This window comes from Mesorhizobium sp. RCAM 05104 (assembly GCF_059683645.1).
Map to the genome: position 1 here is coordinate 1,747,115 of NZ_CM185033.1, position 24,473 is coordinate 1,771,587.

At 62.5% G+C, this 24,473-nt stretch carries 22 protein-coding genes and 1 pseudogene; 20 read left to right on the forward strand and 3 right to left on the reverse strand.

Annotated elements, in window-relative coordinates; translation table 11 throughout:
• Positions 1-6: 6 nt before the first annotated feature.
• From AC56QP_RS08810 to AC56QP_RS08820, 3 genes and pseudogenes are all read right to left on the reverse strand, one after another.
• A pseudogene (locus AC56QP_RS08810) lies at positions 7-920 on the reverse strand (nitrilase-related carbon-nitrogen hydrolase).
• Positions 905-2,335 (reverse strand): dihydropyrimidinase, encoded by a 1,431-nt coding sequence (gene hydA / locus AC56QP_RS08815; protein WP_489860056.1) that lies wholly within the window; start codon positions 2,333-2,335, stop codon positions 905-907. The pseudogene AC56QP_RS08810 and the gene hydA overlap by 16 nt, the downstream one beginning before the upstream one ends.
• A 32-nt stretch (positions 2,336-2,367) precedes the next feature.
• On the reverse strand, positions 2,368-2,718 hold the full coding sequence (locus AC56QP_RS08820) for a RidA family protein (RefSeq protein ID WP_489860055.1): 351 nt from the start codon (positions 2,716-2,718) through the stop codon (positions 2,368-2,370).
• Between the two features lie 315 nt (positions 2,719-3,033).
• Between AC56QP_RS08820 and AC56QP_RS08825 the strand changes: the two genes are divergently transcribed.
• The 20 genes from AC56QP_RS08825 to AC56QP_RS08920 all read left to right on the forward strand — a co-directional run bounded on the left by AC56QP_RS08825 (position 3,034) and on the right by AC56QP_RS08920 (position 24,471).
• Entirely contained in the window at positions 3,034-4,284 is a 1,251-nt protein-coding gene (locus tag AC56QP_RS08825; RefSeq protein WP_489860054.1) for an MFS transporter, read from the forward strand.
• The gene (locus AC56QP_RS08830; protein ID WP_489860053.1) at positions 4,284-5,051 is read left to right on the forward strand and encodes an SDR family NAD(P)-dependent oxidoreductase; all 768 of its coding nucleotides are present in this window, start codon (positions 4,284-4,286) and stop codon (positions 5,049-5,051) included. Before AC56QP_RS08825 ends, AC56QP_RS08830 begins: the two co-directional genes overlap by 1 nt.
• Positions 5,052-5,081: 30 nt before the next feature.
• Positions 5,082-6,095, forward strand: a complete 1,014-nt coding sequence (locus AC56QP_RS08835) for an NAD-dependent epimerase/dehydratase family protein (RefSeq protein ID WP_489860052.1) — start codon at positions 5,082-5,084, stop codon at positions 6,093-6,095.
• Between the two features lie 11 nt (positions 6,096-6,106).
• Positions 6,107-7,039, forward strand: coding sequence for an allantoinase PuuE (locus AC56QP_RS08840; RefSeq protein WP_489860051.1), 933 nt, complete (start codon positions 6,107-6,109; stop codon positions 7,037-7,039).
• Positions 7,032-8,396, forward strand: a complete 1,365-nt coding sequence (locus AC56QP_RS08845; RefSeq protein ID WP_489860050.1) for a dihydroorotase — start codon at positions 7,032-7,034, stop codon at positions 8,394-8,396. The genes AC56QP_RS08840 and AC56QP_RS08845 overlap by 8 nt, the downstream gene beginning before the upstream one ends.
• Positions 8,397-8,404: 8 nt before the next feature.
• Positions 8,405-9,178: an SDR family NAD(P)-dependent oxidoreductase gene (locus AC56QP_RS08850; protein ID WP_489860049.1), complete on the forward strand. Its 774-nt coding sequence runs from the start codon at positions 8,405-8,407 to the stop codon at positions 9,176-9,178.
• A 369-nt stretch (positions 9,179-9,547) separates the two neighbouring features.
• A complete protein-coding gene (locus tag AC56QP_RS08855; protein WP_489860048.1) occupies positions 9,548-10,585 on the forward strand; it encodes an Acg family FMN-binding oxidoreductase in 1,038 nt (345 codons plus the stop codon).
• Between the two features lie 106 nt (positions 10,586-10,691).
• The gene (locus tag AC56QP_RS08860) at positions 10,692-11,609 is read left to right on the forward strand and encodes a DnaJ C-terminal domain-containing protein (protein WP_489860047.1); all 918 of its coding nucleotides are present in this window, start codon (positions 10,692-10,694) and stop codon (positions 11,607-11,609) included.
• Positions 11,609-11,959: a chaperone modulator CbpM gene (locus AC56QP_RS08865; protein WP_489860046.1), complete on the forward strand. Its 351-nt coding sequence runs from the start codon at positions 11,609-11,611 to the stop codon at positions 11,957-11,959. The genes AC56QP_RS08860 and AC56QP_RS08865 overlap by 1 nt, the downstream gene beginning before the upstream one ends.
• A complete protein-coding gene (locus tag AC56QP_RS08870) occupies positions 11,956-13,248 on the forward strand; it encodes an ATP-grasp domain-containing protein (protein WP_489860045.1) in 1,293 nt (430 codons plus the stop codon). Before AC56QP_RS08865 ends, AC56QP_RS08870 begins: the two co-directional genes overlap by 4 nt.
• Positions 13,249-13,820: 572 nt before the next feature.
• Positions 13,821-15,218, forward strand: coding sequence for a TolC family outer membrane protein (locus AC56QP_RS08875; RefSeq protein WP_497100606.1), 1,398 nt, complete (start codon positions 13,821-13,823; stop codon positions 15,216-15,218).
• 563 nt (positions 15,219-15,781) lie between these two features.
• Positions 15,782-16,246, forward strand: coding sequence for a group III truncated hemoglobin (locus AC56QP_RS08880; RefSeq protein WP_489860043.1), 465 nt, complete (start codon positions 15,782-15,784; stop codon positions 16,244-16,246).
• 61 nt (positions 16,247-16,307) lie between these two features.
• Positions 16,308-16,769 (forward strand): RrF2 family transcriptional regulator, encoded by a 462-nt coding sequence (locus tag AC56QP_RS08885; protein ID WP_489860042.1) that lies wholly within the window; start codon positions 16,308-16,310, stop codon positions 16,767-16,769.
• Positions 16,770-16,925: 156 nt separating this feature from the next.
• The gene (locus AC56QP_RS08890) at positions 16,926-17,069 is read left to right on the forward strand and encodes a hypothetical protein (RefSeq protein WP_489860041.1); all 144 of its coding nucleotides are present in this window, start codon (positions 16,926-16,928) and stop codon (positions 17,067-17,069) included.
• 164 nt (positions 17,070-17,233) lie between these two features.
• Positions 17,234-18,880, forward strand: a complete 1,647-nt coding sequence (locus AC56QP_RS08895) for an ABC transporter ATP-binding protein (RefSeq protein ID WP_489860040.1) — start codon at positions 17,234-17,236, stop codon at positions 18,878-18,880.
• Between the two features lie 264 nt (positions 18,881-19,144).
• Positions 19,145-19,633 (forward strand): MarR family winged helix-turn-helix transcriptional regulator, encoded by a 489-nt coding sequence (locus tag AC56QP_RS08900; protein ID WP_091581864.1) that lies wholly within the window; start codon positions 19,145-19,147, stop codon positions 19,631-19,633.
• The gene (locus AC56QP_RS08905) at positions 19,630-20,349 is read left to right on the forward strand and encodes an SDR family NAD(P)-dependent oxidoreductase (protein WP_489860039.1); all 720 of its coding nucleotides are present in this window, start codon (positions 19,630-19,632) and stop codon (positions 20,347-20,349) included. Before AC56QP_RS08900 ends, AC56QP_RS08905 begins: the two co-directional genes overlap by 4 nt.
• Before the next feature lie 2 nt (positions 20,350-20,351).
• Positions 20,352-21,683, forward strand: coding sequence for an NAD(P)/FAD-dependent oxidoreductase (locus tag AC56QP_RS08910; RefSeq protein ID WP_497100605.1), 1,332 nt, complete (start codon positions 20,352-20,354; stop codon positions 21,681-21,683).
• Positions 21,684-21,742: 59 nt separating this feature from the next.
• Positions 21,743-23,413, forward strand: coding sequence for a peptide ABC transporter substrate-binding protein (locus AC56QP_RS08915; protein WP_489860038.1), 1,671 nt, complete (start codon positions 21,743-21,745; stop codon positions 23,411-23,413).
• A 107-nt stretch (positions 23,414-23,520) separates the two neighbouring features.
• Positions 23,521-24,471: an ABC transporter permease gene (locus AC56QP_RS08920; RefSeq protein ID WP_489860037.1), complete on the forward strand. Its 951-nt coding sequence runs from the start codon at positions 23,521-23,523 to the stop codon at positions 24,469-24,471.
• The last annotated feature ends 2 nt before the right edge of the window (positions 24,472-24,473 follow it).

A 24,473-nucleotide genomic window follows, 5' to 3' on the forward strand; every position in this document is an offset into this window, starting at 1 on the left:
TCGACATCAGACCTGCTCGGCGATCAGGCGATACTGGTCCGGGCGACGATAGAGGCCGAAGTCGAAGTTCACCTTCCGGCAAGTCGCGATCAAGTCCAGATCGGCGCGATGGACGATGACCTCGTCACCGAGCGAAAGCGCCTGCGCGGCGATCTCGCCGGTCGGTGCGATGATGCAGGAGCCACCGATCAGCGCCTGGCCGTCCTCGAACCCAGCCTTGGCGGCGGCCGCCACCCACAGCGTGTTCTGATAGGCGCCGGCCTGCATCGGCAGATGGTTGTGGAACATGCGCAGATGCGCCAGCGCCGGCGCCTCGTCGAGCAGCAGCGGCGTGTTGTAGCCGATGAGCACGACTTCGGCCCTATTCAGGCACAGCATCCGGTAGGTTTCCGGCCAGCGGCGATCGTTGCAGATGGCTAGACCCACACGGACACCGCGATAGTCGAAGACCGGAAAGCCGAGATTGCCAGGTTCGAAATAGCGCCGCTCCAGATGCGTGGTCGTGCCCTCTTCCGGTTCGCTCGACCCCGGCACATGCATCTTTCGGTAGCGGCCGATGAAATCGCCATCCGGCCCGACGAGGTCCATGGTGTTGAAGCGGCGTGTGCGGCCGTCTTCGCGCACGAGTTCGCAGTAGCCAAGCGCGAAGCCGATCTTCAGGCGGGCGGCGGCGTCGTAGAGCCGCTGCGTTTCCGGCCCCGGCATGGCGCGTTCGAAGAAGGCCTCGATCTCGGCGATATCGTCGATGCGCCAGCGCGGAAAAAAGTGGTCAGCGCCATCTCGGGGAACACCGCGACCTCAGCCCCGGCGGCAGCCGCCTTCTCCAGCAGATGGACAAGACGCCCGACCGTCTCGGCGCGCGAGGCGCTACGCTGGATAGGCCCGGTCTGGCAGACCGCGATGGTCAGGCATCTAGCCATGGGGTCGTCTCCTCGACAGGTTTTCCCGATCGGGCCGGATCGGCGGCGGTGCGTGGCAGGAACTGTCCGAAACCCGGCTGCACCCGCAGCACGCCGTCGGCAATCACCGGCACGCCGCGCACCAGGACGGTGGCCGGCTTGCCGGTCACGCTCCGGCCCTCATAGGGCGTGAAGTCGACACGCGAATGCAGGGCGGCATGGCCGAGCGTCCAACGTGCCGTGGGATCCCACAGCGCCAGGTCGGCGTCGAGGCCAACGGCGATCCTGCCCTTGGCGTGCGCGAGCCCATAGACCGATGCGGCATTGCGCGAGGTGAGATCGAGATAGCGGCCAAGCGTCAGCCGGCCGGTCAGCAGCCCCTCCGAGAACAGCAGCGGCAGCCGCGTTTCGACGCCGGGGATGCCGCTCAGCGTGGTGTTGAAGCCAGGCGTTTCCGCCCTGCCGATCTTGTCGGCGAAAAAATAGGGAGAATGATCGGAGGACCACAGATCGATGCCGCCATCGATCAGCGCGTCCCACAGATGCTCTTGGCTGCGCGGTGAGCGCGGCGGCGGCGAAAACACGAAACGCGCGGCGTCCACAGCCGGGCGGTCGAGATCGGCCGCACTGAGAAACAGATATTGCGGACAGGTCTCGGCGACCACATCGACGCCACGGGTGCGTGCCCGTGCGATCTCCTCGGCCGATTGCCAGGAGGAAACATGGACGATGGTCATGCGCGCGCCGGTCATTTCCGCGAAGGCCAGAGCGCGATGCGTCGCCTCGCGCTCCATCGTCTCGCTGTGGGCGACGACATGGTAGCGGATGTCGGTGCGGCCCAGATCGATCAGGCGCTGGCGCGTACGGCGGATGGCGGCGTCGTTCTCGGCATGAACCATGACGATCCAGCCAAGGCCGCGCGCGGCGTCCAGTATGTCGAAGAAGAGATCGTCGTCGACCGCGAAACCCTGATAGGTCATGAACAGCTTGACCGAGGCGATGCCGCGCGTTGCCAGCAAGGAAAGCTGCGCCCTGACATCGGCGCCCGTGCCCATGGTCACCACGGCGTGCAGTCCATAGTCGATCACCGCGCGGCCCGCGGCGCGATCGAGCGCACGATCCACCGCATCGACGGTCGACATATCAGGGCCGGGCATGCCGAACGGAAAGATGCAGGTCGTGCCCCCGAACGCGGCCGAGATGGTGCCGGACTCGAAATCGTCGGCATTGCCCGCGCCACCCCAGACCGGCTGGTCGAGATGGCAATGGGCGTCGATACCGCCGGGCATGACCCAACGGCCGCCTGCGTCGAGCAGCGTCGCGCCCGTCAGCCCGCTGCCGATGGCTGCGATACGGCCTTCATCGATGCCGATGTCGCATTCGGTCCAGTCGTCGTCGAGGGCAACGCGTCCACCTCTGATCACCAGCTCATGCATTGGTTTTGCCGCCCCCTTCGCGGATCGGGCTCCTAGCCAACAGCCGCCGTCACCATGATCTCGACGCGATACTGGTCGCCGGCAAGGCGCGCCTCCACGGTCGCGCGAACGGGCATCGCACTCCTGTCGATCCACGCGTCCCACGCCGTGTTCATCATGTCGAAATCGGCGATGTCGCGCAGCCAGATCTGGGCGCTCAAAAGCTTGGTCTTGTCACTGCCGGCCTTGGCCAGACAGGCATCGATCTTGGCGAGGATTTGCTTCGTTTGCGCCGTGGTGTCGCCGGAAAGATCGTCGGCGGTCAGACCGGCCAGGTAGACGGTGCCGTTGTAGCGCAGCACGCGGCAGAAGCGTTGGCCGTTCTCGAGACGTTCGATCGTCATGCAGGTTCTCCCAATGGCGGATTTCGGTTTCGGCAGTTTGGCCATGGTATGGAGCAGACAAAACGACTGTAAAGCCCGACAGACGGCGAGGCGCTGCTTTCCGCAATCTGGATGGCCAAAAAAATTGACGCCATAGCCGTGTCAATCTTCGTTTGTGACACGCTTGGGTCGGTGTAGCTTCGGTCGGGGAGAGCAGCAGCCGCTGATCAACGGCACTGCCAAGGGGAGCCGTCGCAATGCATGAAAGTCCCGCGTCGGTCATCGGCCCCGCTTCCGATTCCCGATGCGTCTTGTAGCCGGCTGACGGCGGCATCGATGGGGCCGATCGCTCAATATCTGAGGGGCTTCTGGCGGAACGCGGAACGCTCGCGCGCCTTGCTGCCGATCATGGCCAGCATCTGTCTCGCCTGCATCGGCAGTGCCATGCTCACCACCGCCGTGTCGTTCTACCTTGGAAAACCCGGTATAGCCCCGGACGTGGTCCAGATCGTGCTGACAGCCTATCCAGTCGGCTTCCTGATCGGGTGCCTGATGACGCGTCCGCTGGTCGCCCGCTACGGCCATGAGCGAACGTTCGTCGTGATCCTGGCAACCGCGCTGTTGGCGGCCGCGGGCTTCGTCTTCACCGACTTCGTGCCGAGCTGGTTCTGCTTCCGGCTGCTCGGCGGCATGTCGATGGCCTCGATGTTCGTCGTCTGCGAAAGCTGGATCAATCTCTATGCCGAACAGCACAATCGCGGCGCGATGTTCTCGATCTACATGCTGACGACGGCGATAGCGGTGCTGCTCGGACAGATCCTGGTCGCGCTGGTGGGTCCGAAGTCGTCGCATCTGTTTTCCGTCGCCGCGGTCATGGTGCTGCTGGCGTTCGTACCCAAAGTCGCCGGACTGCGCTGGCCCGCGCTGCCTTCGGTGCCGGCCGATCCGACGCCGGCGACCGGAACAAAGGCCGCGCGGCTGGGGCCGCTGGCACTTTTCAAGCTGGCGCCAGTGACGGTCGTCGCCATCTTCCAGGCCGGCATCACCAACATGAACATCTTCGTGCTGACGCCGATCTATGGGACGCAGATCGGCTTGTCGGCATCGACCACGGTCTGGCTGGTCACCACGATAAGCATCGCCGGCATGCTGGCGCAGACGCCGGTCGGCTGGCTGTCGGACCGGCTTGACCGACGCGTGATGCTCTTGGTGCAAGGGCTCGTGGCGGTGACGGCCTGCGCTTCGATCGCCTGGCTCGGCACTCTCTCCGTGCCGCTGCTGTTCGTCTTGTTCTTCCTCTATGGCGCGACGGCGCTGACGATCTATCCGGTGGCGATGGCATTCGCCGCCTCGCAACTGCCCGTCCGGCACATGGTCGCCGCCTCCGGCACGCTTCTCCTGCTCTATTCGATCGGCAATGTGGCGACGCCGGGCGTCGCTGCCGGGCTGATGGCGCATCTCGGGCCGCCGGCCATGTTCCTTTTGCTCGGCGGTGGGGCGGTGCTGGTTACGCTCGCGGCCTGCTACAATCTTGTGCGCCGGCCGGCCTCCGCACCGATCGCGCAAACTGTCGAGGAACAGGTTTGATGACGGACAACCCAGCGACGAACCGCCTGAAAGGCCGCGTCATCTTGATCGCGGGTGCAGCAAGCGGCATTGGCGCGGCCATTGCCCGGCGCTGCGTCGCCGAGGGCGCCAGGATCGTCTGCGCCGACTACGACGGCGCGGCGGCGCAGACACTTGCCGACGGGCTCGGCAGCTCGGCGGTCGCTTGCCAATGCGACGTGACCGACGCCGGCTCCGCCAGGAGCGCGGTCGACATCGCCGAAAAAAACTTCGGCCGGCTGGATGGGCTGGTGCACAACGCTGCCGCACCGTCGACGAGCGCCACAGTCGTCAATCTCGACGAAAGCGCCTGGCGGCATGAGATCGACGTCAGCCTGACTGGCGCGTTCCTGATGAGCAAGTTCGCCGTGCCATTGATCGCGGCAGGCGGCGGCGGTTCGGTGGTGTTCATCGGCTCACAATTTGGACGCGTCGCAACCACCAGGGCCGTCGCCTATTGCGCCGCCAAGGCAGGGCTCATCCACCTCGCCAAGGCGATGGCCGTCGACCACGCGCCCGACAAGATCCGCGTCAACAGCCTGTCGCCGGGAGCGGTGGCGACCACGCGCCTGCTGCGCAGATTTCCAGACTTCGAGGCGGCCAATGCCGGCCTCGGACCGGCGCATCTGCTTGGCCGGATCGCCGAGCCGAACGAGATCGCGGCGGCGGCAGCGTTCCTGCTGTCGTCGGACGCATCCTTCGTCACCGGCTCGGACATGCTCGTGGACGGCGGCTATGCGACACGCTGATACAACTCACTCGTTTTCACAGGAGTTCACATGACGCTGCTCGTCACCGGAGGCACCGGCTTTGTCATGAGCGTGGTCGCGCGCGAATGGCTGGACCGTGATCCGCAAGCCCGCGCCGTCATTCTGGATCGCTCGGGGCTCGATGCGATCGCGGAAAAATTCTTCGCCCCGGTGCGCGACCGCCTCACCGTGCTGACGGCGGACATATTGGAGCCCTCCGCCTGGGCGGCAGCGCTCGATGCGCACGACATCACCGCGATCGTGCACGGCGCGACGGTGACGCCAAATTCGCGCCCGAGCGACCCGCAGATGCAGCCGGAGGCCCACAATCCGGCCGATATCGTCGACGTCAATCTGATGGGCACGGTGCGCATGCTGGAATGGGCGCGCGGCCGACCTGGTATCAAACGCTTCGTCTATGTCAGCTCCGGTTCGGTCTATCGCCATCACGGGCCGGACTGGAACGGCGAGCCGCTACCCGAGGACGGCTATGTGGCGCCGCTGACGCTTTACGGCATCTCGAAATTCGCGGCCGAAATGGTCACCAACCGCTATGCGGACCTGTTCGGCCTGTCCGCCATCTCGGTGCGGCTGTCGTCGGTCTACGGCCCGATGGACCGCGTCACCAGCAGCCGCAACGTCCGCCATCTGCCCAACCGCGTCGCGCATATGGCGCTGGCCGGCGAGACGATCCGGCCGAACAGCCTCGAACCCCTCGGCGATTATGTACTGTCGAGCGATGTCGCCAAGGCGATCATGGCGCTGCTCGACGCGAAACGCCTGCGCTATCGCCACTACAACATCGGCAGCGGCGGCACACAGACCGTCGGCGACTTCATCGGCTGGGCCAGCGAGCGCATCTCCGACCTGAAGGCCGAGGTCAGCCCGACCGAGACGGCGAACATCGTCATGAACGCGGCGCTGAAGACCGGCATGTGGGGCGAATACGACCTTGCCCGCATCGAGCGGGACACGGACTGGCGGCCGATGCCTGCCAAGCAGGCCTTCTACCACTACATGGACTGGATCGCCGCCAACGAGTGAGGAGAAAGCCGATGCCGACCGATCTGCCGCCAGCGCCGCAGCCGCGTGATTTCGTCGGCTACGGCCCGCGCCCGCCCTTCGTCACCTGGCCGGGCGGCGCCAAGCTCGCCATCAACCTGGTGCTGAACTACGAGGAAGGCTCTGAGTACTCCTGGCAGGAGGACGGCCGCAACGACAATTGGGGCGAATACAATCTCGCCAGCAGCCCACCGGTGCGCGACCTCGGCACCGAGACCCATTTCGAATATGGCAGCCGCGCCGGTGTGTGGCGCCTGGCGCGCCTGTTCGACCGATACAGTATTCCAGTCACCATCTCCGCCTGCGCCGTGGCGCTGGAACGCAATCCAGCGGTCGTCGAATGGATGAACGCGCGCGGGCATGACCTGCTCGGCCACGGGCTGCGCTGGGTCGACTACACGACGATGGAGCGGAGCGAGGAAGAGCGCCAGCTGCACGAGGCAATCGCACTTTACCAGAAGCTGACTGGCAGGCGCCCCGCCGGCTGGAACTGCCGCTCGTTTCCGAGCGTGAACACGCGCGACCTGCTGGTGCGGGAGGGTGGCTTTCTCTACCACTCCGATCCCTGCAACGACGACCTGCCCTATTTCATCGATCATCAGGGCACCGAAATTCTCGTCGTGCCCTATTCCAAGACCCTCAACGACAGCCGTTATCTGGTGGCGCCGGGCTACAGCAATCCGCGCGACTTCGCGGAGGATTGCCGTTCGGCGATCGACTACATGCTCGACGAGGCGGACGAGACCGGCGGCCGCATGCTGACGATCGGTATCCACGCCCGTTGGATGGGCCAGCCCAACCGGGCGTCCGGGTTGCGTGAAGTGATCGAGCACGTGAAGAAGAACCCGGCCGCCGCCTTCATGCGGCGCGAAGACATCGCGCGCTTCTGGCTTGCCAACCATGCCAGTTTCGAGCGGCATGGCTGACCAGAGCAACGGGAATGGCGGCATGTTCGAAACGCTGATCCGGGGAGCCACCATCGTCAACGCCGAAGGGCTCGACCGGCGCGACATCGGCATCACCGGCGGCCGGATCGTGTCGCTCGTTGCACCCGGTGAAACGGCTGACGCCTGGACCGTCGTCGATGCCAGGAGCTGTTTCCTGCTGCCCGGCCTGGTCGATGCGCATGCGCATCTGCGCGAGCCTGGACTGACGCACAAGGAAGACTTCTCCTCCGGCACGCATGCAGCCGCCCTTGGCGGCGTGACGACGGTGCTCGACATGCCAACCGACGAGCCTTGGACGGCCACGGCCGAACAGCTTGCCGACAAAATGGCGATGGCCGAGGGCCGCATCCATGTCGATGTCGGCTTCCAGGCCGTGGTCAGCCGCGACCTGTCGCTCACCCCTAGCCTGCTCGAGTTGGCGCCGGTGTCGTTCGAGCTGTTTACCGCCGATGTACCGGAAGCCTTCCTGTTTTCGACTTTCGATGAAATTGCCCGGGCCCTGCGGAATTTCGACCGGGCCGATACGCTGATCGGCATTTCTCCGGGCGATCAATCGATCCTGACCGGCAGCACGGAGCGCAACAAGGCCGGGACCATCGCAGCGTTTCTCGATAGCCGCCCGCCTCTGGCGGAGGCCGGCGGCATCGCGCGCGCCGTGCTGGCCGCCGCCGCGACGGGAGCCCGCATCCATGTCCGGCAGATCAATTCGGAACTCGGCACAAAGGTCTGGAGCAGGCTGCGCGACATGGCGGATGCCAGCGTCGAGACCACCCCGCAGAATCTGTTCTTCAGCGCCGACGACTATGAGAGGCAAGGCGCCCTGCTGAAGGGGTCGCCACCCTTGCGATCGCGGCGGGATGTCGACGCCTTGCGCGCGGCGCTCAGCGCTGGACTGATCGACATCGTCGCCACCGATCATGCGCCGCACGCGCCAGCCGAAAAGGCAGCCCCCTACCGGGCCTTCGCCGACATTCCCGGCGGCATGCCGGGGCTGCAGACGCTGCTTCAGGCGATGCTGAAACTGGTCGACGAGGGTCTGATCACGCTGCCCGATCTGGTGCGCCTATGCGCTCGCAATCCGGCCGAGCGCTTCGGCCTTGGCCGGCGCAAGGGACGGATCGCCGCCGGGTATGACGCCGACATGCTGATCGTCAATCCCAGGCAATCCAGCACCGTCACCAATGCCGACCAGGTATCGCGCGCGGCCTACACGCCGTTCGACGGCTGGACCGTCAAGGCGCGGCTGACCAACGTCTTCCTGCGCGGGAAAGAGATTGTTCGCGATCAGGTGTTGATCGATCCGGCGCAGGGCAAGCCTGTTTGTCGAGAAAGCTGAAAGACCATATGCCACTGCTCACCGACAAGGTCGCGATCGTCACCGGCGCTAGCTCCGGCATCGGCCGCGCCATCGCGCTGAAGCTCGCGGCGGAAGGCGCCAGCGTCGTCATCGCCGATACGGTCGAACCGCCGATCGAGGGTGGCGAGAGCACCGCCAGCCTGATCGGGCAAGCCGGCGGAACGGCCATCCACGTTGAGACCGACATCGCGGAGTGGAATGCGGTCGATGCCCTGGTCGCGTCGACCGTGGCGCGCTTCGGGCGGCTCGATGTGATGGTCAACAACGCGGCGATCTACACCAGCACCAACCTGCTCGAAACCTCGCCGGAGCAATGGAACCGCGTCATCGGCGTCAACCTGACCGGCTTCTTCCATTGCTGCAAACGGGCGGTGATGCAGATGCGGACCCAAGCGCCGGTCAACGATGTGCGCGGCCGCATCATCAACATTTCCTCGCAGCACGGCATGGTTGCTTGCCCTGGCGATTTTCCCTATTCGGTGAGCAAGGGCGGCATCGTGCAGATGACGCGGCAGATCGCCGTTGACCACGCCGACGACCTCATCGTGTGCAACGCCATCGCGCCCGGCAAGATCATCACCGGCAAGCCGGGCGTGGCCAACGATCCCGACGCGCTCGACTATTCACGCCGGCGCACGCCGTGGCCACGGCTTGGTGCCCCGAGCGACGTCGCGGGCGCTGCCCTGTTCCTCGCCAGCGACATGGCAAGCTATGTCACCGGCATCAACCTGATGGTGGATGGCGGGTGGATGGCAGGCTGATGGTGCAGGAATGAGGGTTTAGCCTCCCTGTCTCTTCACAACCCCTCCGGCAGCCAATGGTCGCGTGGGGTCGCCCTGACGAAGAAGCAAAGGAATTGCTCGCACGTCAATGGCGACATCAGCCCCGGTTCCCGGCTTCTAAACTTACGAGATCACGTTGCTTTGATCCGGCGCTAGCCGCGTTCGGTTCGCTGTCAAGCGTCGAGGCCGCACGCCACAGGAGGGCAATGATTCAGATCAAAGCCAGGCGGGCCCCGGTTGTAATATGCAGCCACCATGTCTGAGGTTCATCAAGGTCGTCGCCGGTTCCTGGCCGCGCTTACCGTCGGAGGAGGGCTTGCCGCGATTGGCGGCGGATCCGCGCTTGTCATGAACGCCCGGGGTCTTTCGGGCTATGAGGGCGCTATCAACGCCACGTGGCGCCATAGCGACAGCACCGATCTGCCACTGCCATCGGCCCAACGAGAACTTGTCCGTTACGCCACCCTGGCGGCAAACAGCCACAACACCCAGCCCTGGCAATTCCAGCTCTCGGACCGCTCCGTCCTCGTGCTGCCCGATCCCGGGCGTCGCTTGCCCGCCGTCGATCCCGATGACCATCACGTGTTCGCCAGCCTCGGCTGTGCCGTCGAGAATGTGGTTCAAGCGGCTCGCGCGTTCGGACTTCGGGCGGTTGCGAGCTACGACCCGGGTGCGCGCGGAATACGGGTCGACCTGGAGGCCGCGCCGCCCGAACGGACGGAACTGTTCGACGCCATCCCGCATCGTCAATCGACGCGCGCCCTCTATGATGGGCGGTCTGTCCCGCCCGAGCATCTGCGGCTTCTGGAAGCTGCCGGGAACGGCGACGGCGTGCGGATGCTGCTTTTCACCGAGCGGCAGCAACGTGAAGATATCCTCTCCTATCTCGTCGCAGGCAACAGTGCGCAGTTGGACGATGTCGCGTTCGTAAAGGAATTGGAATCGTGGATTCGATTCAGCTATGGCGAAGCCCTTTCGACGCGAGACGGCTTGTTTTCGAAATCCTCCGGCAGTCCAGTGCTGCCAGGTTGGATCGGCCGCTTGATATTCAGCCAAGTGTTCACCAAGGGCGCCGAAAACAGGAAATACGAGAACCAGCTCAGGAGTTCGGCCGGCGTTGCCGTGTTCGTCTCCGACAAGAATGAACCGGCCTCTTGGGCCGAAGCCGGCCGTTGCTGCCAGCGCTTCGCTCTCCAGGCGACGGCTCTCCAACTCCGGCATGCTTTCATCAATCAACCTGTCGAGGTTCCCGCCGTGCGAGGCCAATTCGCAACCTATCTGGGCATCGCTGGCCGTCGACCGGATCTCGTGATGAGGTTCGGCTATGGTCCCGAGTTGCCCAGATCGCTTCGCCGCCCGGTTGAGCACGTCATTCTTCGGACGTAGGTTCGGCATGCGCTTCACGAGCTGTCCGGCATCGCGTGAAGAAAAGCAGCGCGTGACGCCAGGGTCCTTTCATGGCTGAGCGGGAGATTGCGATGGGATCAGGTGAATGAAAGACCCTTACGAGACGCTCGGCGTAACCCGCACCGCCACCGACAAGGAGATCAAGGAGGCGTTCAAGAAACTGGCGCGCAAGTTCCACCCCGACCTGCATCCGGACGACAAGGCGGCGGAAGGGAAGTTCAAGGACATTTCCGCAGCCAACGATCTGCTCAAGGACAAGGAGAAGCGGCGCCGTTTCGACGCGGGAGAGATAGATGCCGCCGGAGCGGAACGGCCACCGGAGCGGTTCTATCGCGACTTCGCCGACGGCGGTGTCAACGCCTCGCACGCAACCAACGAAGGATTCGCCAGCAACGAGGATCTGGAAGAATTCCTCAGGCGGGCGTTTGCGGGCGGCGGTCCGCGGGGGCACGAGACTTTTCAGGCGCGCGGCCAGGATGTGAGCTATGTGCTGCCGGTGGCATTCATGGATGCGGTCAATGGCGCCCAGCGCACGATCACGCTGCCTGAAGGCAAGACGCTACAGGTGACGATCCCCGAAGGAGCCGAGGACCGGCAAATGCTGCGACTGAAGGGCCAGGGCATGGCCGGATTCGGCGGCGGAATGGCGGGAGACGCCTACGTTGAACTGCATGTCGAGCCGCATCCGTTCTTCCATCGCAAGGACGACAACATTCATGTCGAGGTTCCCGTTACCCTGAAGGAGGCGATGCTTGGCGCACGCATCGAGGTTCCGACCATAAGCGGTCCCGTTACGATGACCATCCCTAAGGGGTCGAATACCGGCCAGACGCTGCGACTGCGCGACAAGGGGGTTCGGAACCGCAAGACCGGACAACGCGGACACCAGTTGATCACCCTGAAGGCTATTCTGCCCTCGGCCGAAGAGCACGAACTGGTCGCGTTCCTCGAAAACTGGCAGCCGAAACATCCTGATCACCCCCGCAAGGAGATGCTGGCATGATGCGCATCGATGACCTTGTCGAGCGCATATCCGCGCTCCAGCGAAGCGATCTCGAGGCCTGGATCCGCGACGAACTTGTCGTACCGCGGCAGGACGACGGGACCATGGTCTTCAACGACATGGAATTCGCACGCGTCCGTCTGATCTGCACGCTTCGCTATGAATTGGAGATCGACGCCGACACGCTGCCGGTCATCTTGTCACTGATCGATCAGCTCCACGAAACACGGCAGCGCCTGCGAGCGCTGAGCGCGGCCGTGATGACGCAGGACAAGTCCGTTCAGGCCGCAATCATCGCTGCGATGGAGCGAGATAGCGGCAGCCCTGCGCCCGGCAGCGAGGAGACATGATCGTGCAAACAGTTCCCAACGTATCGGAAGCGAGCCGGGCCATATCGACCCGGCTCAACCGAAACTGCTTTTGCATCACCCTCGACCGGGCAGCACTTTACGCCGCGCTTGATCGGGAGGTCGGCGAGCCCGGCTTCTGCGAAGCGTTCATGAAGTCGCGGCCAAATCTGTTCTCGAATGTTCCCGTCTTCCTCGCCGCGTCCGTCCTTGGGGAGATGGGCGGAATCGTTGACGTCATCGAGTGTGCGACGAAATTGCCAGCCTATCGCGATGCCGTTCTCTCGTGGGCCCCTGCAATCGCGCAGCGAGATTTTGGTCCGGCCGGCGCGCTGATGGGCTACGACTTCCATCTCGACGATGATGGTCCCAAGCTCATCGAAGTGAACACCAACGCCGGCGGTGCTTTCCTCAATGCGTTCCTGGCGAAGGCCCAGAAAGCCTGCTGCGCCGAAGTCGAACAGGGGCTGATCAGCGCCAAGGAGGACAAATTCGAGACCGGTGTCGTCGCGATGTTCAGGAATGAATGGCGACGCCAGTTCGACACTGAATCGCCGCGGCGGGTCGCAATCATCGATGACCGGCCCGAGGAACAGTATCTCTATCCTGAATTCGTGCTGGCCAAGCAACTGCTGGTGAAACACGGTATCGATGCCGTGATCGGGGATGCGGGCGAACTGCAATATCGCGATGGCAGGCTCCGGCTCGGCGGACAGGAGATTGACCTCGTATACAATCGCCTGGTCGACTTCGCGCTCGATCTCCCAGAGCATGCAGCGCTCAAAGAAGCCTATCAAGACGGCGCGGTGGTGGTCACGCCCAATCCGCACAATCATGCGCTTTTCGCGAGCAAGCGCAACTTGACGCTGTTGTCCGACCCGGAGGTTCTCGGAACTTTTGGCCTATCGCCAGAGATGCGTTTGCGGCTCGCCGGCGGCGTTCCGCGGACGACGCTGGTCACACCCGAAAATGCTGACGCACTTTGGCAATCCCGCAAGGATCTATTTTTCAAGCCACTTTCCGGCCACGGCGGCAAGGCGGTCTATCGCGGCGACAAGGTCACAAGAGGGGTATGGGCAGAAATCGCCCGGGGCGGCTATGTGGCCCAGGCCTTTGCCGCGCCTGGTCAGCGCATGATCGAGATCGATGGTTCACTTGCACCGCGCAAAATGGACGTGCGGCTCTACGTTTATGATGGCCGGCTGCTGCTCGCGGCTGCACGCCTCTACCAAGGCCAGACCACTAACTTCAGGACACCAGGCGGCGGCTTTGCTCCCGTGCTGGTAATCTAAACACAGTATCTCCTGCGGCGAGTATGCCGTGCGCTGCGTCGCTGCCAACGCGTCCCTACCCATCAAAAAACGGGCGCTCCTAGCTGGTAAGGCTCTCCAGAGAGCCGAACGAAGCATGAACATCATGCGGCGCGCATGACAGCAAAAATCAGAAACGTCTAGAAACAATTCTTAACAAAAATTAGCTTCGGCGCTCGCCAGTCGAAGTTTATAGGTATGACCATCTCCTCTCTATACAGTGATATCACCACTGTTATCTTTTCTGTATAGGCGTAAATGACGCCAATTTTACAGGTGTATGTCAAAGTGGAAAAATTTGGAAAGATAGATTCAAATCGAAAACAAAAAGAATCTTCATCCATTGTACTACCTTTGAAGCGAAAGAAATCCTCAAAAAACAGGCTTGGCATTAAACGGCGCATTCCTGGCGAAAATGTAGTTCTTGAGACAACCTTATTTGGCAAACTTCAGAGGCTTGTCAAGTTTTTCAAACTTTGGTGATTTATCATTGTGACGAAACATCTATTTGTTTTCGGCCCAAGGCGGATGCTGCGATTGCGAAAGTCAGGTGAATGGTTAGTAAGCTTCAGTCCGCGGCGGTTTTTCTGACATGCATTTTCACGCCGGCACTTGGACGGGCCGAGACTGTCTTCGACGCAATGTCGAAGGCGTATGCGCTGAATTCGACGTTGAATTCATCCCGCGCCGGTGTGCGGATCACCGATGAAAATGTTGCGATAGCGAAGTCCGGCTTGAGGCCGACAGTCAATGGCTCCGCCAGCGTCGGATATCTTTCCCAATCCAAGACGAAGCTTTCAACAGGGGGATTTATTTCCCCGGGCAGTCGCTTGTCGACAGGTTCCTTCGGGATAACGTTGGATCAGACTCTGTTCGACGGATTCCAGACGCCTAACAACGTACACGTCGCCGAGGCGAAGGTGAAAGCCTCAAATGAAGATCTGCGTAGCGCTGAACAGGACACCCTGTATGCAGCCGTAAGTGCTTACACCGATGTATTTGCAAATCGCCAGATTGTCGCCTTGCGAAGAAAGAACTTAGCCTTTCTGAATGAACAATTGCGCGCGGCCGAGGACCGATTTCGAGTTGGAGATGGCGCGCGCACCGATGTCGCCCAGGCGCAGGCCAGCCAAGCCGAGGCACTATCCCAATTGGCCAGCGCCGAGGCGTCGGTCTTGTCCAGTGAAGCAACGTATCGCCAGGTAGTAGGTGAAGCGCCGGGGAAGCTACAGCCAACCAGGCCGGTTGCCAAATTGCTGCCTTCAACGCTCAAGGCCGCGTTCGCGATCGCGCAGGCCGATCATCCAGCCATTCTCGGTCCAGAGCATCTCGTCGATGCAGCAGAATTCTCGGTGAAGTCTTCCGAGGGGGCACTTCTTCCAAGCGCCTCGGCTGAAGCCAGCGTCACCCGTCTCTATCAGAACTACTCGCCTGAGATCTCGTACTCTCCCAACGGCTACTACAACTCGGCGGAGATCGGCGCGACCTTGAGCGTTCCTATATATCAAGGCGGCAAAGCCTCGGCCGAGATTAGGCAGGCCAAGGCGTCGCTGGCGAAAGCGCGGATAGAAGTTGATGTCAATCGGGATCAGGTTCGCAGCGCGTTAGCGTCACAGTGGAGCCAATATCAGGCTGCCGGGGTGGCGGTTCAGGCAAATCGACAAGCCATCTCTGCGGCACAGCTGGCTTTGCAGGGCGTTATCGAAGAACGCAACGTCGGGCAGCGCTCCACGCTCGATGTCCTCAATGCGCAGGCGTCGCTGATTACGACGCAGATAAATCGTGTCTCGAGCGAGCGCGACGAGGTTCTCGCAAGCTACGCAATCCTGTCCGCGATCGGCCATCTTTCCGCTTCCCGCCTTGGCCTGCGGGTCACGGAGCACAAGCCCGACGCGCATTATCGCGCGGTCAGGAACATGTGGTCCGGGCTTCGGCCGCCTGATGACAAATAGAGCCGGAACCTGGGCCAGGCCCTAGCACGAGGTGTCAGATTTCCGGCAGTTCGCAATAGGCGCGCGTTCTCCCGTTTGTGTGGCATCCCACGCAGGCACCTCCCACGCGGGCAGAGGAGGTGCCTTGGCAAGCTGGCGCGCTCGCAATTCCCGCCAGCCGCGATGTACGAGACAGGGCGCCGAACTCAGCACGCCCTGAGACCTGGAATTGTGAAATCGCGATCAGCGCAGCGAGGGGCCGGTGGTCCTTCACGAAACGACGTGACCGGCAGCGAGCTTCAGCAATGAAATACGGCTCAACGGCCGCGTCCCTGGCCCTGCAGGTCGTGCATGCATAACATACATTGACAATATATCTTTTAACTGAAATGCTGGCTCCATTCCACGCTAGGACATAGCGGGCAACGCAAACCCGTCGATCGTCATCGCGGGAATTGCAGCGCCTGCGCATTTTGACTCGATGGTCTAGGCGATGCTTCGTAGTTGCCGCTCGACCGGCAGAGCGCCGCATGTGCAAGCAAAGATGCCCAATGCCGCCTCGGCCTTGTGAACCAGGAGCGCATATGAGCGGAACCCGCCGCAGCAAGAGCACCATCGTCCTGGACGGCGTCCCGTTGCCGGATGTGCTTGACGAGACCATGATCCATGGTGTGGTTCACGGCTTCTATGATGAAATTCGCCGCGATGAGCTTCTCGGCCCCATCTTCCACCAGAAGATACAGCCCGACGAATGGCCGCGTCATCTGGGAAAGATGTGTGACTTCTGGTCCGCGACGCTCCTGCGAACGACCCGATATGAAGGGCGGCCCCTGCCGCCACATCTGGCGATAGCCGGCCTTGGTGAGGTGCATTTCCGGCGTTGGTTGAAATTGTTTCGCGCCACGGTGCGCCGCATCTGCCCGCCCGAGGTGGCGGCGCTTTTCATGGATCGCGCGTTGCGCATCGCTCACAGCTTTCGTCTTGCGGTCGCCTTCAACCGTGGCGAGACCACGATTGGCATCGAGCCGATTGCCGAGAAAGACCTGTGAGGCCGAATTGGTTTGCAAGAAGGTCCCATAGCAGCACGCCGATCCAAGAAAGGAAACGCCCGTGAGGCTGACCAACTTCTCGGACTATGCTTTGAGGATGCTGATGTACGCAGCCTCCGCCGGCGACCGCCTGATCACGATCGAGGAGACTGCGCGCACCTTCGGGGTGTCGAAAACACACCTCAACAAGGTCGCCAACACCCTGACGCGCAGCGGCTACCTGAAAGCAGTCCGGGGCCGCTCCGGCGGCCTTGCTCTGGGGCTCCGGCCCGAGATGATCCGGATCGGCGATGTCATACGGCTGACCGAGCCGGATTTCGCGGTTGTGGAGTGCTTTGCCACCGGAAACCAATGCGTGCTCACCCACTCCTGCAAGCTTTCGAGCATGTTTGGCGAAGCGATGGCCTCCTTCCAGAGCATCCTTGACCGTTACACGCTGGCCGACGTCACACTCATGCCTCAGGATTTCCTCGGCAGGCTGTCACCACCCCAGCCTTCCGGCCCGGCGCGAAGCGGCGCGTAGATCGATGACTCCTTACAAAATGTCGCGCAGCGAAGAATCAAGCGCGGCATCACATCCGCACCGATTCGGACAGAGCAGATAGCCGTCACAATCACCTGCGCAAGCGCGGCCCCTGTTGCCGCAAGCTGCGGATTTTTTCTCGTACGGAGACGAACCATGGTTGAAGCAAAGAAGAGCGACAAACCGATAGCAAGGCAGTTTGAGTCTGGTATCGACCCGGACAATAGCCTGTTGCCGATGCTGATCGGCGGCCTTGTCCTGATCATCATCGGCGCGATCATCGTCATGATGTTCGTCTAGGCTGAGGGAAACGGTCCCTAGTCCGAAACCGCATATTACGCGACCCCGGACGCCAATGGTTCGTCGGCTGGCCGACGAATGAAATAGTCGTCGGGGCTTGCGCTGAAGGTAGGATGTGCGGCTAGTATGCCCGGTCAGATCATTGGATTTCGAAAGGCCAAGCCATGGCGCCGAGCGAAACGACACCTGTCGAGCCCAGCGAGCAGACTGTTCTCTCTGTTCGAAATCTGACCATCTGTCTGCCAAAGAACATGGAGCGTGAGAACGCGGTCGAAAACATATCCTTCGACATGAGGAAGGGCGAGATGCTGTGCATCGTCGGCGAGTCCGGCTCCGGCAAGTCGGTCACCGCGAATGCCATCATGGGCCTGCTGCCGTCTTCGGTGCGGATTGCGCAGGGAAGCATACGGTTCAAGGGCCACGATCTCGCCAGCGCCGGGGAAGACGTGATGCGGAGCCTGCGTGGCCGTTCGGTCTCCATCATCTTCCAGGATCCGCTTTCGGCGCTCAATCCGCTGATGACTGTCGGCCAGCAGGTGGCGGAGGTCATGGAAGCACACCGGTCCGGCACTTCGGCGACCCGCACCAAGGCGGTTGTCGATCTGCTCGGCGAAGTCGGCCTGCCGGAGCCGGAGGTTCTGCGCCACCAGTATCCGTTCCAGCTCTCCGGCGGGCAACGCCAGCGCGTCATGATCGCCATGGCGCTCGCACTCGAGCCCGATCTTTTGATCGCCGACGAGCCGACGACAGCTCTCGATGTTACCACCCAGGCGCAGATCCTTGCCCTGATCCGGCGGCTGCAACGCGAAAAGAACATGAGCGTCATGTTCATCACGCACGATTTTGGCGTTGTCGCGGAAATCGCCGATCGCGTCATCGTCATGGAGAAAGGCGTGATGGTCGAACAAGGCGCCGTCGCCGACGTGCTGGGCAATCCAAGCCACCCCTACACCAGGCGGTTGATCGCCGCCGTCCCGCATATGATCGAGAGCGAAACGAAGGCGCGTGAGGATACTCCGATCGTGCTGGAGGTGCAGAAACTCGACAAGACATATCGGCCGGGCATCGGCTTCTTCTCGCGGTCCCGCATCGTGCATGCCGTCAAGCAGGTCAGCTTCGAGGTTCGCCAGGGCAGGACACTCGGCATCGTCGGCGAGTCCGGCTCGGGGAAATCGTCGCTGGGCCGCGTCCTGCTGAAACTCCTGGACAGCGACGGAGGCAGCATCCTGTTCGACGGCAAGGATATCGCCGCGCTTTCTGACTCCGAGTTCCGGCCGATGCGGCCGCACATCCAGATGATCTTCCAGGATCCGTTCGCTTCGCTCAATCCGCGCCATACGATCGCCAAGATCCTCACCGTCGGCCCGATGGCGCATGGCCTGTCCGCCCAGGAAGCGCGCGCCAAGGCGCTGCAACTGCTGCGTCTGGTCGGCCTCGACGAGGGTGCCTATGACCGCTTTCCGCACGAATTCTCTGGCGGCCAGCGTCAGCGGATCGGCATCGCACGGGCTCTGATGATGGATCCCAAGGTCCTGGTCGCCGACGAAGCGGTCTCAGCCCTCGATGTCTCCATCCAGGCGCAGATCCTCGATCTGCTGGCCGGCATCCAGAAGGAAATGAAGATCGCCATGATCTTCATCACTCACGACCTGAGGGTGGCAAGCCGCATCTGCGACGAGATCCTGGTGATGAACCGCGGCGAAGTCGTGGAGTGCGGCCCGCCTTCGCAGATATTCCGGTCGCCACATCACCCCTATACGAGGCAACTGATCTCCGCCATTCCCGGCAAGGAATGGGTGCCGGCCGCTTGAGCCGCCGGCGAGGCTGAGGATCCCTTCTCTGGACGATGAAGATCGCGCCCAAAGGCGCGGCCGCACGCCTGTTCCTTGATCAGGCCGCCGATGCGCGCCGCGCCGGGCTTGCCGCCGAGCAGAATAGTTGCGTTTGTCCACTAAAAGTAGTTGCATTTATCCACTACCCGCTCAATCATGTCCTAGAAAGACCCTCGACAACCCCGGATGGGGCTGCGGCGATCTCGATGAAGGCTGTCCACGACAGCCTCTGGAGAGTGTTCGATGCCGGTGAAGAAAAAAGGTCCGCCTTATCCCGTCGAGACAGTCGGGCTGGATGTCCTTGAAGACACGTTGAGCTTCTATATCCGCAGCATCAACATAGCGCTTTCGCGCGATCTCGATGACCGCCTGGAAGGTCTCGACGTTGCCCGGGGGACGGGCAAGATCACCACCCTGCTCCTGGTCGACAGCCATCCAGGAATACGGCCCTCGGTCATCGCGCAACTCATCATGCGCGATCGCTCCGCCATGGGCAGGCTAGTCGACCAGATGATCGATCACGAACTGATCACGCGTCAGGCCGCGCCGGACGACGGACGCGCACAGGAACTCCACATCACCCCGAAGGGGGCAGACCTCGCCCGCAAGGTGCGCAAGATCGCCACCAAGCAATCCAGTGATTTCTTCGCTGATGTGCCCGAGAAAGACCAGAAGCGTCTGCTGGACATATTGCGGCGCGTCTACCGCCGCACCGCGGGACTCGACCAATGACGAAACCCACAGGACGCCGAGCCGGCCAGCGTGTGGCACTCGTGTCCGGTGCCAGCCGCGGCATCGGTGCGGCTTGCGCCCGGCACCTGTTCGAAACGGGCTGGACATTGTCGCTGGGCATGCGCGAGCCGGTGCGGCCCGACTGGGCCGATAGCGAGCGCGTCCGCGTGTTTGCCTACGATGCCACGGAGGCCGGCAGCGAACAGACGTGGGTCGACGGCACCATCGAGGCCTTCAAGCGTATCGACGCGGTTATCGCCAGCGCGGGCATCATGGTTCCAAAGTCGGTCATCGACATCGACGACACTGATCTCGATCGCATGTTCGAGATCAACGTCAAGGCTCCGCGCCGCCTGGTCCGTGCGTCGTGGGCATCGCTTGCGGCCAGCCGCGCCGGACGGGTGATCATTCTCGCCTCGCTGTCGGGCAAGCGGGTCAAGTCCGTGGCAGCAGGTTCCTACTCGATCTCCAAGTTTGCCGCCGTCGCGCTCTCCCACGGCATCCGGCAGGCGGGGTGGGACCTCGGAATTCGGGCCACGGCAGTCTGTCCCGGTTTCGTCGCCACCGACATGGCTCGCGGCATCACCGATCGCGCCGATGCGCTGATGACCGATCCGGACGACCTCGCACGCATCATCGGCTTGCTTCTCGATCTGCCCGACCATGCGAGCGTCGCGGAATTTTCCATCAATTGCCAGCTTGAGGAGTCGTACTGAGCATGCCCGGACCGTTCGTCGTCCCCGTCCATGGAGATATCGAGCTGCCAAAGGAGGTGGACTGCGTCGTCATCGGTGGCGGCATCATCGGCACCTCGACGGCATTGGAACTGGCCGAGAGAGGCTTGCGGGTCGCCCTGTGCGAAAAGGGCGGGATCGGACAGGAACAGTCCAGCCGCAACTGGGGCTGGGTTCGCATTTCCCGGCGGGATCCACGCGAGGTCCCGCTGATGGCGGAAGCCTTGCGGATATGGGCGAGGCTCTCCGAACGGACGGGACGAGACACCGGCTATGCCCGGGCCGGAATCGTGTTCACCTGCGCGGACGACAAGGAATACGAACAGCACGAGCGCTGGGGACGACACCTCGAAGGCTATCAGCTCGAGTCGCGAATGATCAGCCCGGGCGAATTGCGTGACCTCCTCCCCGGCGCCAATCTCGATGTCAAAGGAGCGCTCTACACGCCCGCCGACGGTCGCGCCGAGCCGCAGAAGGCGGCGCCCGCGATTGCCGAAGCCGCACGCGACCGCGGCGCCGCCATACTCACGGAATGTGCCGTGCGCGGCGTGGAGACGACCAACGGCGCCGTCTCGGGCGTGGTGACCGAACGTGGCTTCATTGCCTGCAAGGCGGTTGTCCTTGCCGGAGGCGCCTGGTCGAACCTGTTTTGCGGAACGCTTGGCCTCGACCTGCCGCAGTTGAAGGTCATGAACACGGTTCTTCGCACGACCCCTGTCGAGAACGGGCCGGACCAAGCCGTGTGGGCAAACAACTTCGCCATCCGCAAGCGCCAGGACGGTGGCTACACCGTCGCCTCCAGCATGAGCAATCTCGTCGACATCGTACCCAACTCCTTTCGCTATGCGCGCGATTTTCTTCCGGCCTGGAAGACAGAGTGGCGATCGCTTCAATTCCGCCTGGGGGGTCGTTTTCTTGACGAGGCAAAGATGCCGACGCGCTGGGCGATGGATGAGGCGAGCCCCTTCGAATACTGCCGCGTGCTCGATCCCAAGCCTTCCAAGAAAGGCTCGGAACGCGTCCTTGCGAATGCCCGCAAGGCATTTCCGGTTCTGGAAAAGGCACAGGTGGCGCAGCGCTGGGCCGGCTACATCGATGTCACGCCCGACGCCGTTCCTGTCATTTCCGCCGTCGACGGCGTGCCCGGCTTTCATGTGGCAACGGGTTTCTCCGGCCATGGTTTCGGTATCGGCCCCGCGGCAGGCAGGCTGATGGCGGATATCGTCACCGGACGATCGCCGATCGTCGATCCCATGGATTTTCGATGGTCGCGGTTTTCGGACGGATCGAAGATCGCGCCGATCACTGGATTATAAGCGCTCCGACAAGAGAGCGTAACGCAGCGAAAGTGGAACACTATCAAGAGGAGCCTCCAATGTCAGACAAGAGCAGCAGCACTATCTTTCGACCGACGCGTCGTCAGGCGCTCGGAATGGCAATCGCCGGTGCCGCCGGCCTCACCATGCCTAACCTGGCGGGAGCAGGCAGGGCCCTTGCGGCAACCCCGCCGAGTGAACCCAAGGGACAGGTGATCGTTGGCTTTTCCCAGGAACCAACCGTCTTCAACCCGCATCTGCCCCACATCGAGGTCGACGAAGGCATTCATTTCAGCGTCTTCGATCCTCTGTTTGGTGTCGATCCCAAGGGTAATTTCTTCCCCGCGCTGGCCAAGGAGGTGCCGACCGTCGAAAATGGCGGCATCTCGGCCGACGGGCTCGAGTGGCACGTCAAGCTGCGCGACGACGTGAAGTGGCACGACGGTCAGCCGTTCACCGCCGAGGACGTCAAGTTCACGCTCGAACTGCTGGTCGACCCGAAGTTTCGCAGCTGGCGACGCGCCGGCCACGAACTTGTCCAAGACCTGAATATCGTCTCGCCAACCGAGATCAAATGGAAGATGAAGGAGCCCTACGCGCCCTACCCGTCGATCCTGGCCGCGACCTTCATCGTTCCCAAGCATGTGCTCGGCGCGGCCGAGGACAAGAACACCGCGCCGTTCAACAACGCCCCGATCGGGACCGGCCCGTTCAAATGGGTGGAACGCATGGCCGGCGATCATATCGAACTGGCCGCCAATACCGATTACTTCGGGGACGGCCCCTATCTGAAGAGCCTGATCTACAAGTACATTCCAGATTTGACCGTTCTTTACACCCAGTTCAAGACCGGTGACATCGACGTCATCGGACTGCAGTGGATCACGGCCGACCACTATGAGGAAGCCAAGGCATTGAGCGGAACGTCGGTCGCCGTCATTCCCGCCGCCACGGTCGAATCGCTCAGCTTCAACATGGAGCGCCCCCAGTTCAAGGAACTCGCCGTTCGCCAGGCGCTGTACCATGCGCTCGACAAGAAGACGATCATCGACGCCCTCTACTATGGGCTGCCGGCCCCGACCGAAACCTACATGCCGCAGCAGTCTTTCTACTACAATCCCGATTTGCCGAAGCAGGAATACGACCAGGACAAGGCAAAGAAACTGCTCGACGACGCGGGGTGGCTCCCCGGCGCGGACGGCATCCGCGTCAAGGACGGTGTCCGCCTCTCCTTCAAGAACTCGACCACGGCGGGCAATCACATCCGCGAACAGGCGCAGCAGTTCATCCAGCAATCGTATCGCGACATCGGCGTCGAGGTGGTGATCTCCAACCTGCCGCCGGCCGTGATGTGGGGCGACTACTGGATGAAGTCGGAATTCGATTCCGTCGTCGTCGGCATCAACTTCCTGACGGGTTCCGATCCCGACACTTCGGACTACCTCAGCTCGAAGTCGATTCCCGCCAAGGGTGGCGCCGGCCAGAACACCTGGCAGTATGCCAGCCCGGAGGTGGACAAGCTGCTTGAGGCCGGCGGTGTCGAATTCGTGCCGGAGAAACGCAAGCAGGCCTACCTGAAAATCCAGGAGACCGTCCGCAACGACCTGCCGTTCCTGCCGATGTTCCAATACGCGACGGTCCGCGGACACAAGTCCGGTGTCGAAGGCGTCGAGCCTAACATCAATGTGCGCATCGACTCCTGGGACGTGGCCGCCTGGTACTGGGTATAGCCGCGCAAACGAAGCCGGGCCGGCAATGACCGGCTCGGCCCGCATGGCCGACAAGGCGCCTCTGGCGCGACTGTATCCGACGGACACCCAAAACGGAGACAACCGGCATGCTTCGCTATCTGCTGGGACGCTTCTGGCAAAGTCTCGTCCTGCTCCTGCTGGTTTCGGTGATCGGCTTTGCCGTCCTGAACCTGGCACCGGGCGGACCGCTTTCGCAGTTCAGCTTGACGCCGGGGATGACGCAGGCGGATCTCGACCGCATCGCCTCGCAAATGGGGCTTGATCGACCTCTTCCCGTCCAGTACCTCGACTGGCTGGCACATCTGCTTCGCGGCGACTGGGGGCGCTCCTACCGGGACGGCAGCCCTGTGCTCGACATCATCTGGGAGCACCTTGTCGCGACATTGCTGCTGATGGGTGTATCGACCGCGATCGCCATCCTTGTCGGCACCTGGATCGGTGTCCTGGGCGCGCTCAGGCGATACTCGATCTTCGACTACGCGGCGACGGTCGGCGCGATGATAGCGCTGTCGATCCCAACCTTCTGGTTCGGGTTGATCGCGATCTACATCTTCTCGCTGCGGCTCAGATGGCTGCCGGCCGGCAACATGTACACCATCGGCAATGGCTCGTTCGGCGACTACGCGATCCATCTCATCATGCCGAGCATCGTTCTCGCGCTGGTCAACGTCGCCGTGTGGAGCCGCTACATGCGCACCGCGACGCTCGACGTCATCAGTCAGGATTTCGTGCGAACGGCCCGGGCCAAGGGGCTGAGTTCCCGACGCGTGTTGATCCGCCATATCCTTGGGAACGCCCTGCTGCCGATGATCACCCTGCTGGGGCTGCAACTGCCGACAATACTGGGTGGCGCTCTGGTGACGGAAACGGTCTTTACCTGGCCCGGCATGGGACGGCTGTTCCTCGATAGTCTTGGCTACAGCGACTACCCCGTCGTGATGGGTCTGCTGATGATGTCAGCGGTCCTCGTCCTGGCCGGCAATCTGGCCGCCGACCTCACCGTCGCATTCGTCGATCCGCGCATTCGATTGAGCTGAGG

What these genes read in the sequence shown, in the direction of transcription:
- AC56QP_RS08865 (WP_489860046.1), top strand. Translation starts at nt 11,609, where the DNA reads ATGCGCATCGATGACCTTGTCGAGCGCATATCCGCGCTCCAGCGAAGC.
- AC56QP_RS08890 (WP_489860041.1), top strand. Translation starts at nt 16,926, where the DNA reads ATGGTTGAAGCAAAGAAGAGCGACAAACCGATAGCAAGGCAGTTTGAG.
- AC56QP_RS08910 (WP_497100605.1), top strand. Translation starts at nt 20,352, where the DNA reads ATGCCCGGACCGTTCGTCGTCCCCGTCCATGGAGATATCGAGCTGCCA.
- AC56QP_RS08840 (WP_489860051.1), top strand. Translation starts at nt 6,107, where the DNA reads ATGCCGACCGATCTGCCGCCAGCGCCGCAGCCGCGTGATTTCGTCGGC.
- AC56QP_RS08870 (WP_489860045.1), top strand. Translation starts at nt 11,956, where the DNA reads ATGATCGTGCAAACAGTTCCCAACGTATCGGAAGCGAGCCGGGCCATA.
- AC56QP_RS08860 (WP_489860047.1), top strand. Translation starts at nt 10,692, where the DNA reads ATGAAAGACCCTTACGAGACGCTCGGCGTAACCCGCACCGCCACCGAC.
- AC56QP_RS08850 (WP_489860049.1), top strand. Translation starts at nt 8,405, where the DNA reads ATGCCACTGCTCACCGACAAGGTCGCGATCGTCACCGGCGCTAGCTCC.
- AC56QP_RS08835 (WP_489860052.1), top strand. Translation starts at nt 5,082, where the DNA reads ATGACGCTGCTCGTCACCGGAGGCACCGGCTTTGTCATGAGCGTGGTC.
- AC56QP_RS08915 (WP_489860038.1), top strand. Translation starts at nt 21,743, where the DNA reads ATGTCAGACAAGAGCAGCAGCACTATCTTTCGACCGACGCGTCGTCAG.
- AC56QP_RS08825 (WP_489860054.1), top strand. Translation starts at nt 3,034, where the DNA reads ATGGGGCCGATCGCTCAATATCTGAGGGGCTTCTGGCGGAACGCGGAA.
- AC56QP_RS08875 (WP_497100606.1), top strand. Translation starts at nt 13,821, where the DNA reads ATGGTTAGTAAGCTTCAGTCCGCGGCGGTTTTTCTGACATGCATTTTC.
- AC56QP_RS08895 (WP_489860040.1), top strand. Translation starts at nt 17,234, where the DNA reads ATGGCGCCGAGCGAAACGACACCTGTCGAGCCCAGCGAGCAGACTGTT.
- AC56QP_RS08845 (WP_489860050.1), top strand. Translation starts at nt 7,032, where the DNA reads ATGGCTGACCAGAGCAACGGGAATGGCGGCATGTTCGAAACGCTGATC.
- AC56QP_RS08880 (WP_489860043.1), top strand. Translation starts at nt 15,782, where the DNA reads ATGAGCGGAACCCGCCGCAGCAAGAGCACCATCGTCCTGGACGGCGTC.
- AC56QP_RS08905 (WP_489860039.1), top strand. Translation starts at nt 19,630, where the DNA reads ATGACGAAACCCACAGGACGCCGAGCCGGCCAGCGTGTGGCACTCGTG.
- AC56QP_RS08820 (WP_489860055.1), bottom strand. Translation starts at nt 2,718, where the DNA reads ATGACGATCGAACGTCTCGAGAACGGCCAACGCTTCTGCCGCGTGCTG.
- hydA (WP_489860056.1), bottom strand. Translation starts at nt 2,335, where the DNA reads ATGCATGAGCTGGTGATCAGAGGTGGACGCGTTGCCCTCGACGACGAC.
- AC56QP_RS08830 (WP_489860053.1), top strand. Translation starts at nt 4,284, where the DNA reads ATGACGGACAACCCAGCGACGAACCGCCTGAAAGGCCGCGTCATCTTG.
- AC56QP_RS08900 (WP_091581864.1), top strand. Translation starts at nt 19,145, where the DNA reads ATGCCGGTGAAGAAAAAAGGTCCGCCTTATCCCGTCGAGACAGTCGGG.
- AC56QP_RS08920 (WP_489860037.1), top strand. Translation starts at nt 23,521, where the DNA reads ATGCTTCGCTATCTGCTGGGACGCTTCTGGCAAAGTCTCGTCCTGCTC.
- AC56QP_RS08855 (WP_489860048.1), top strand. Translation starts at nt 9,548, where the DNA reads ATGAACGCCCGGGGTCTTTCGGGCTATGAGGGCGCTATCAACGCCACG.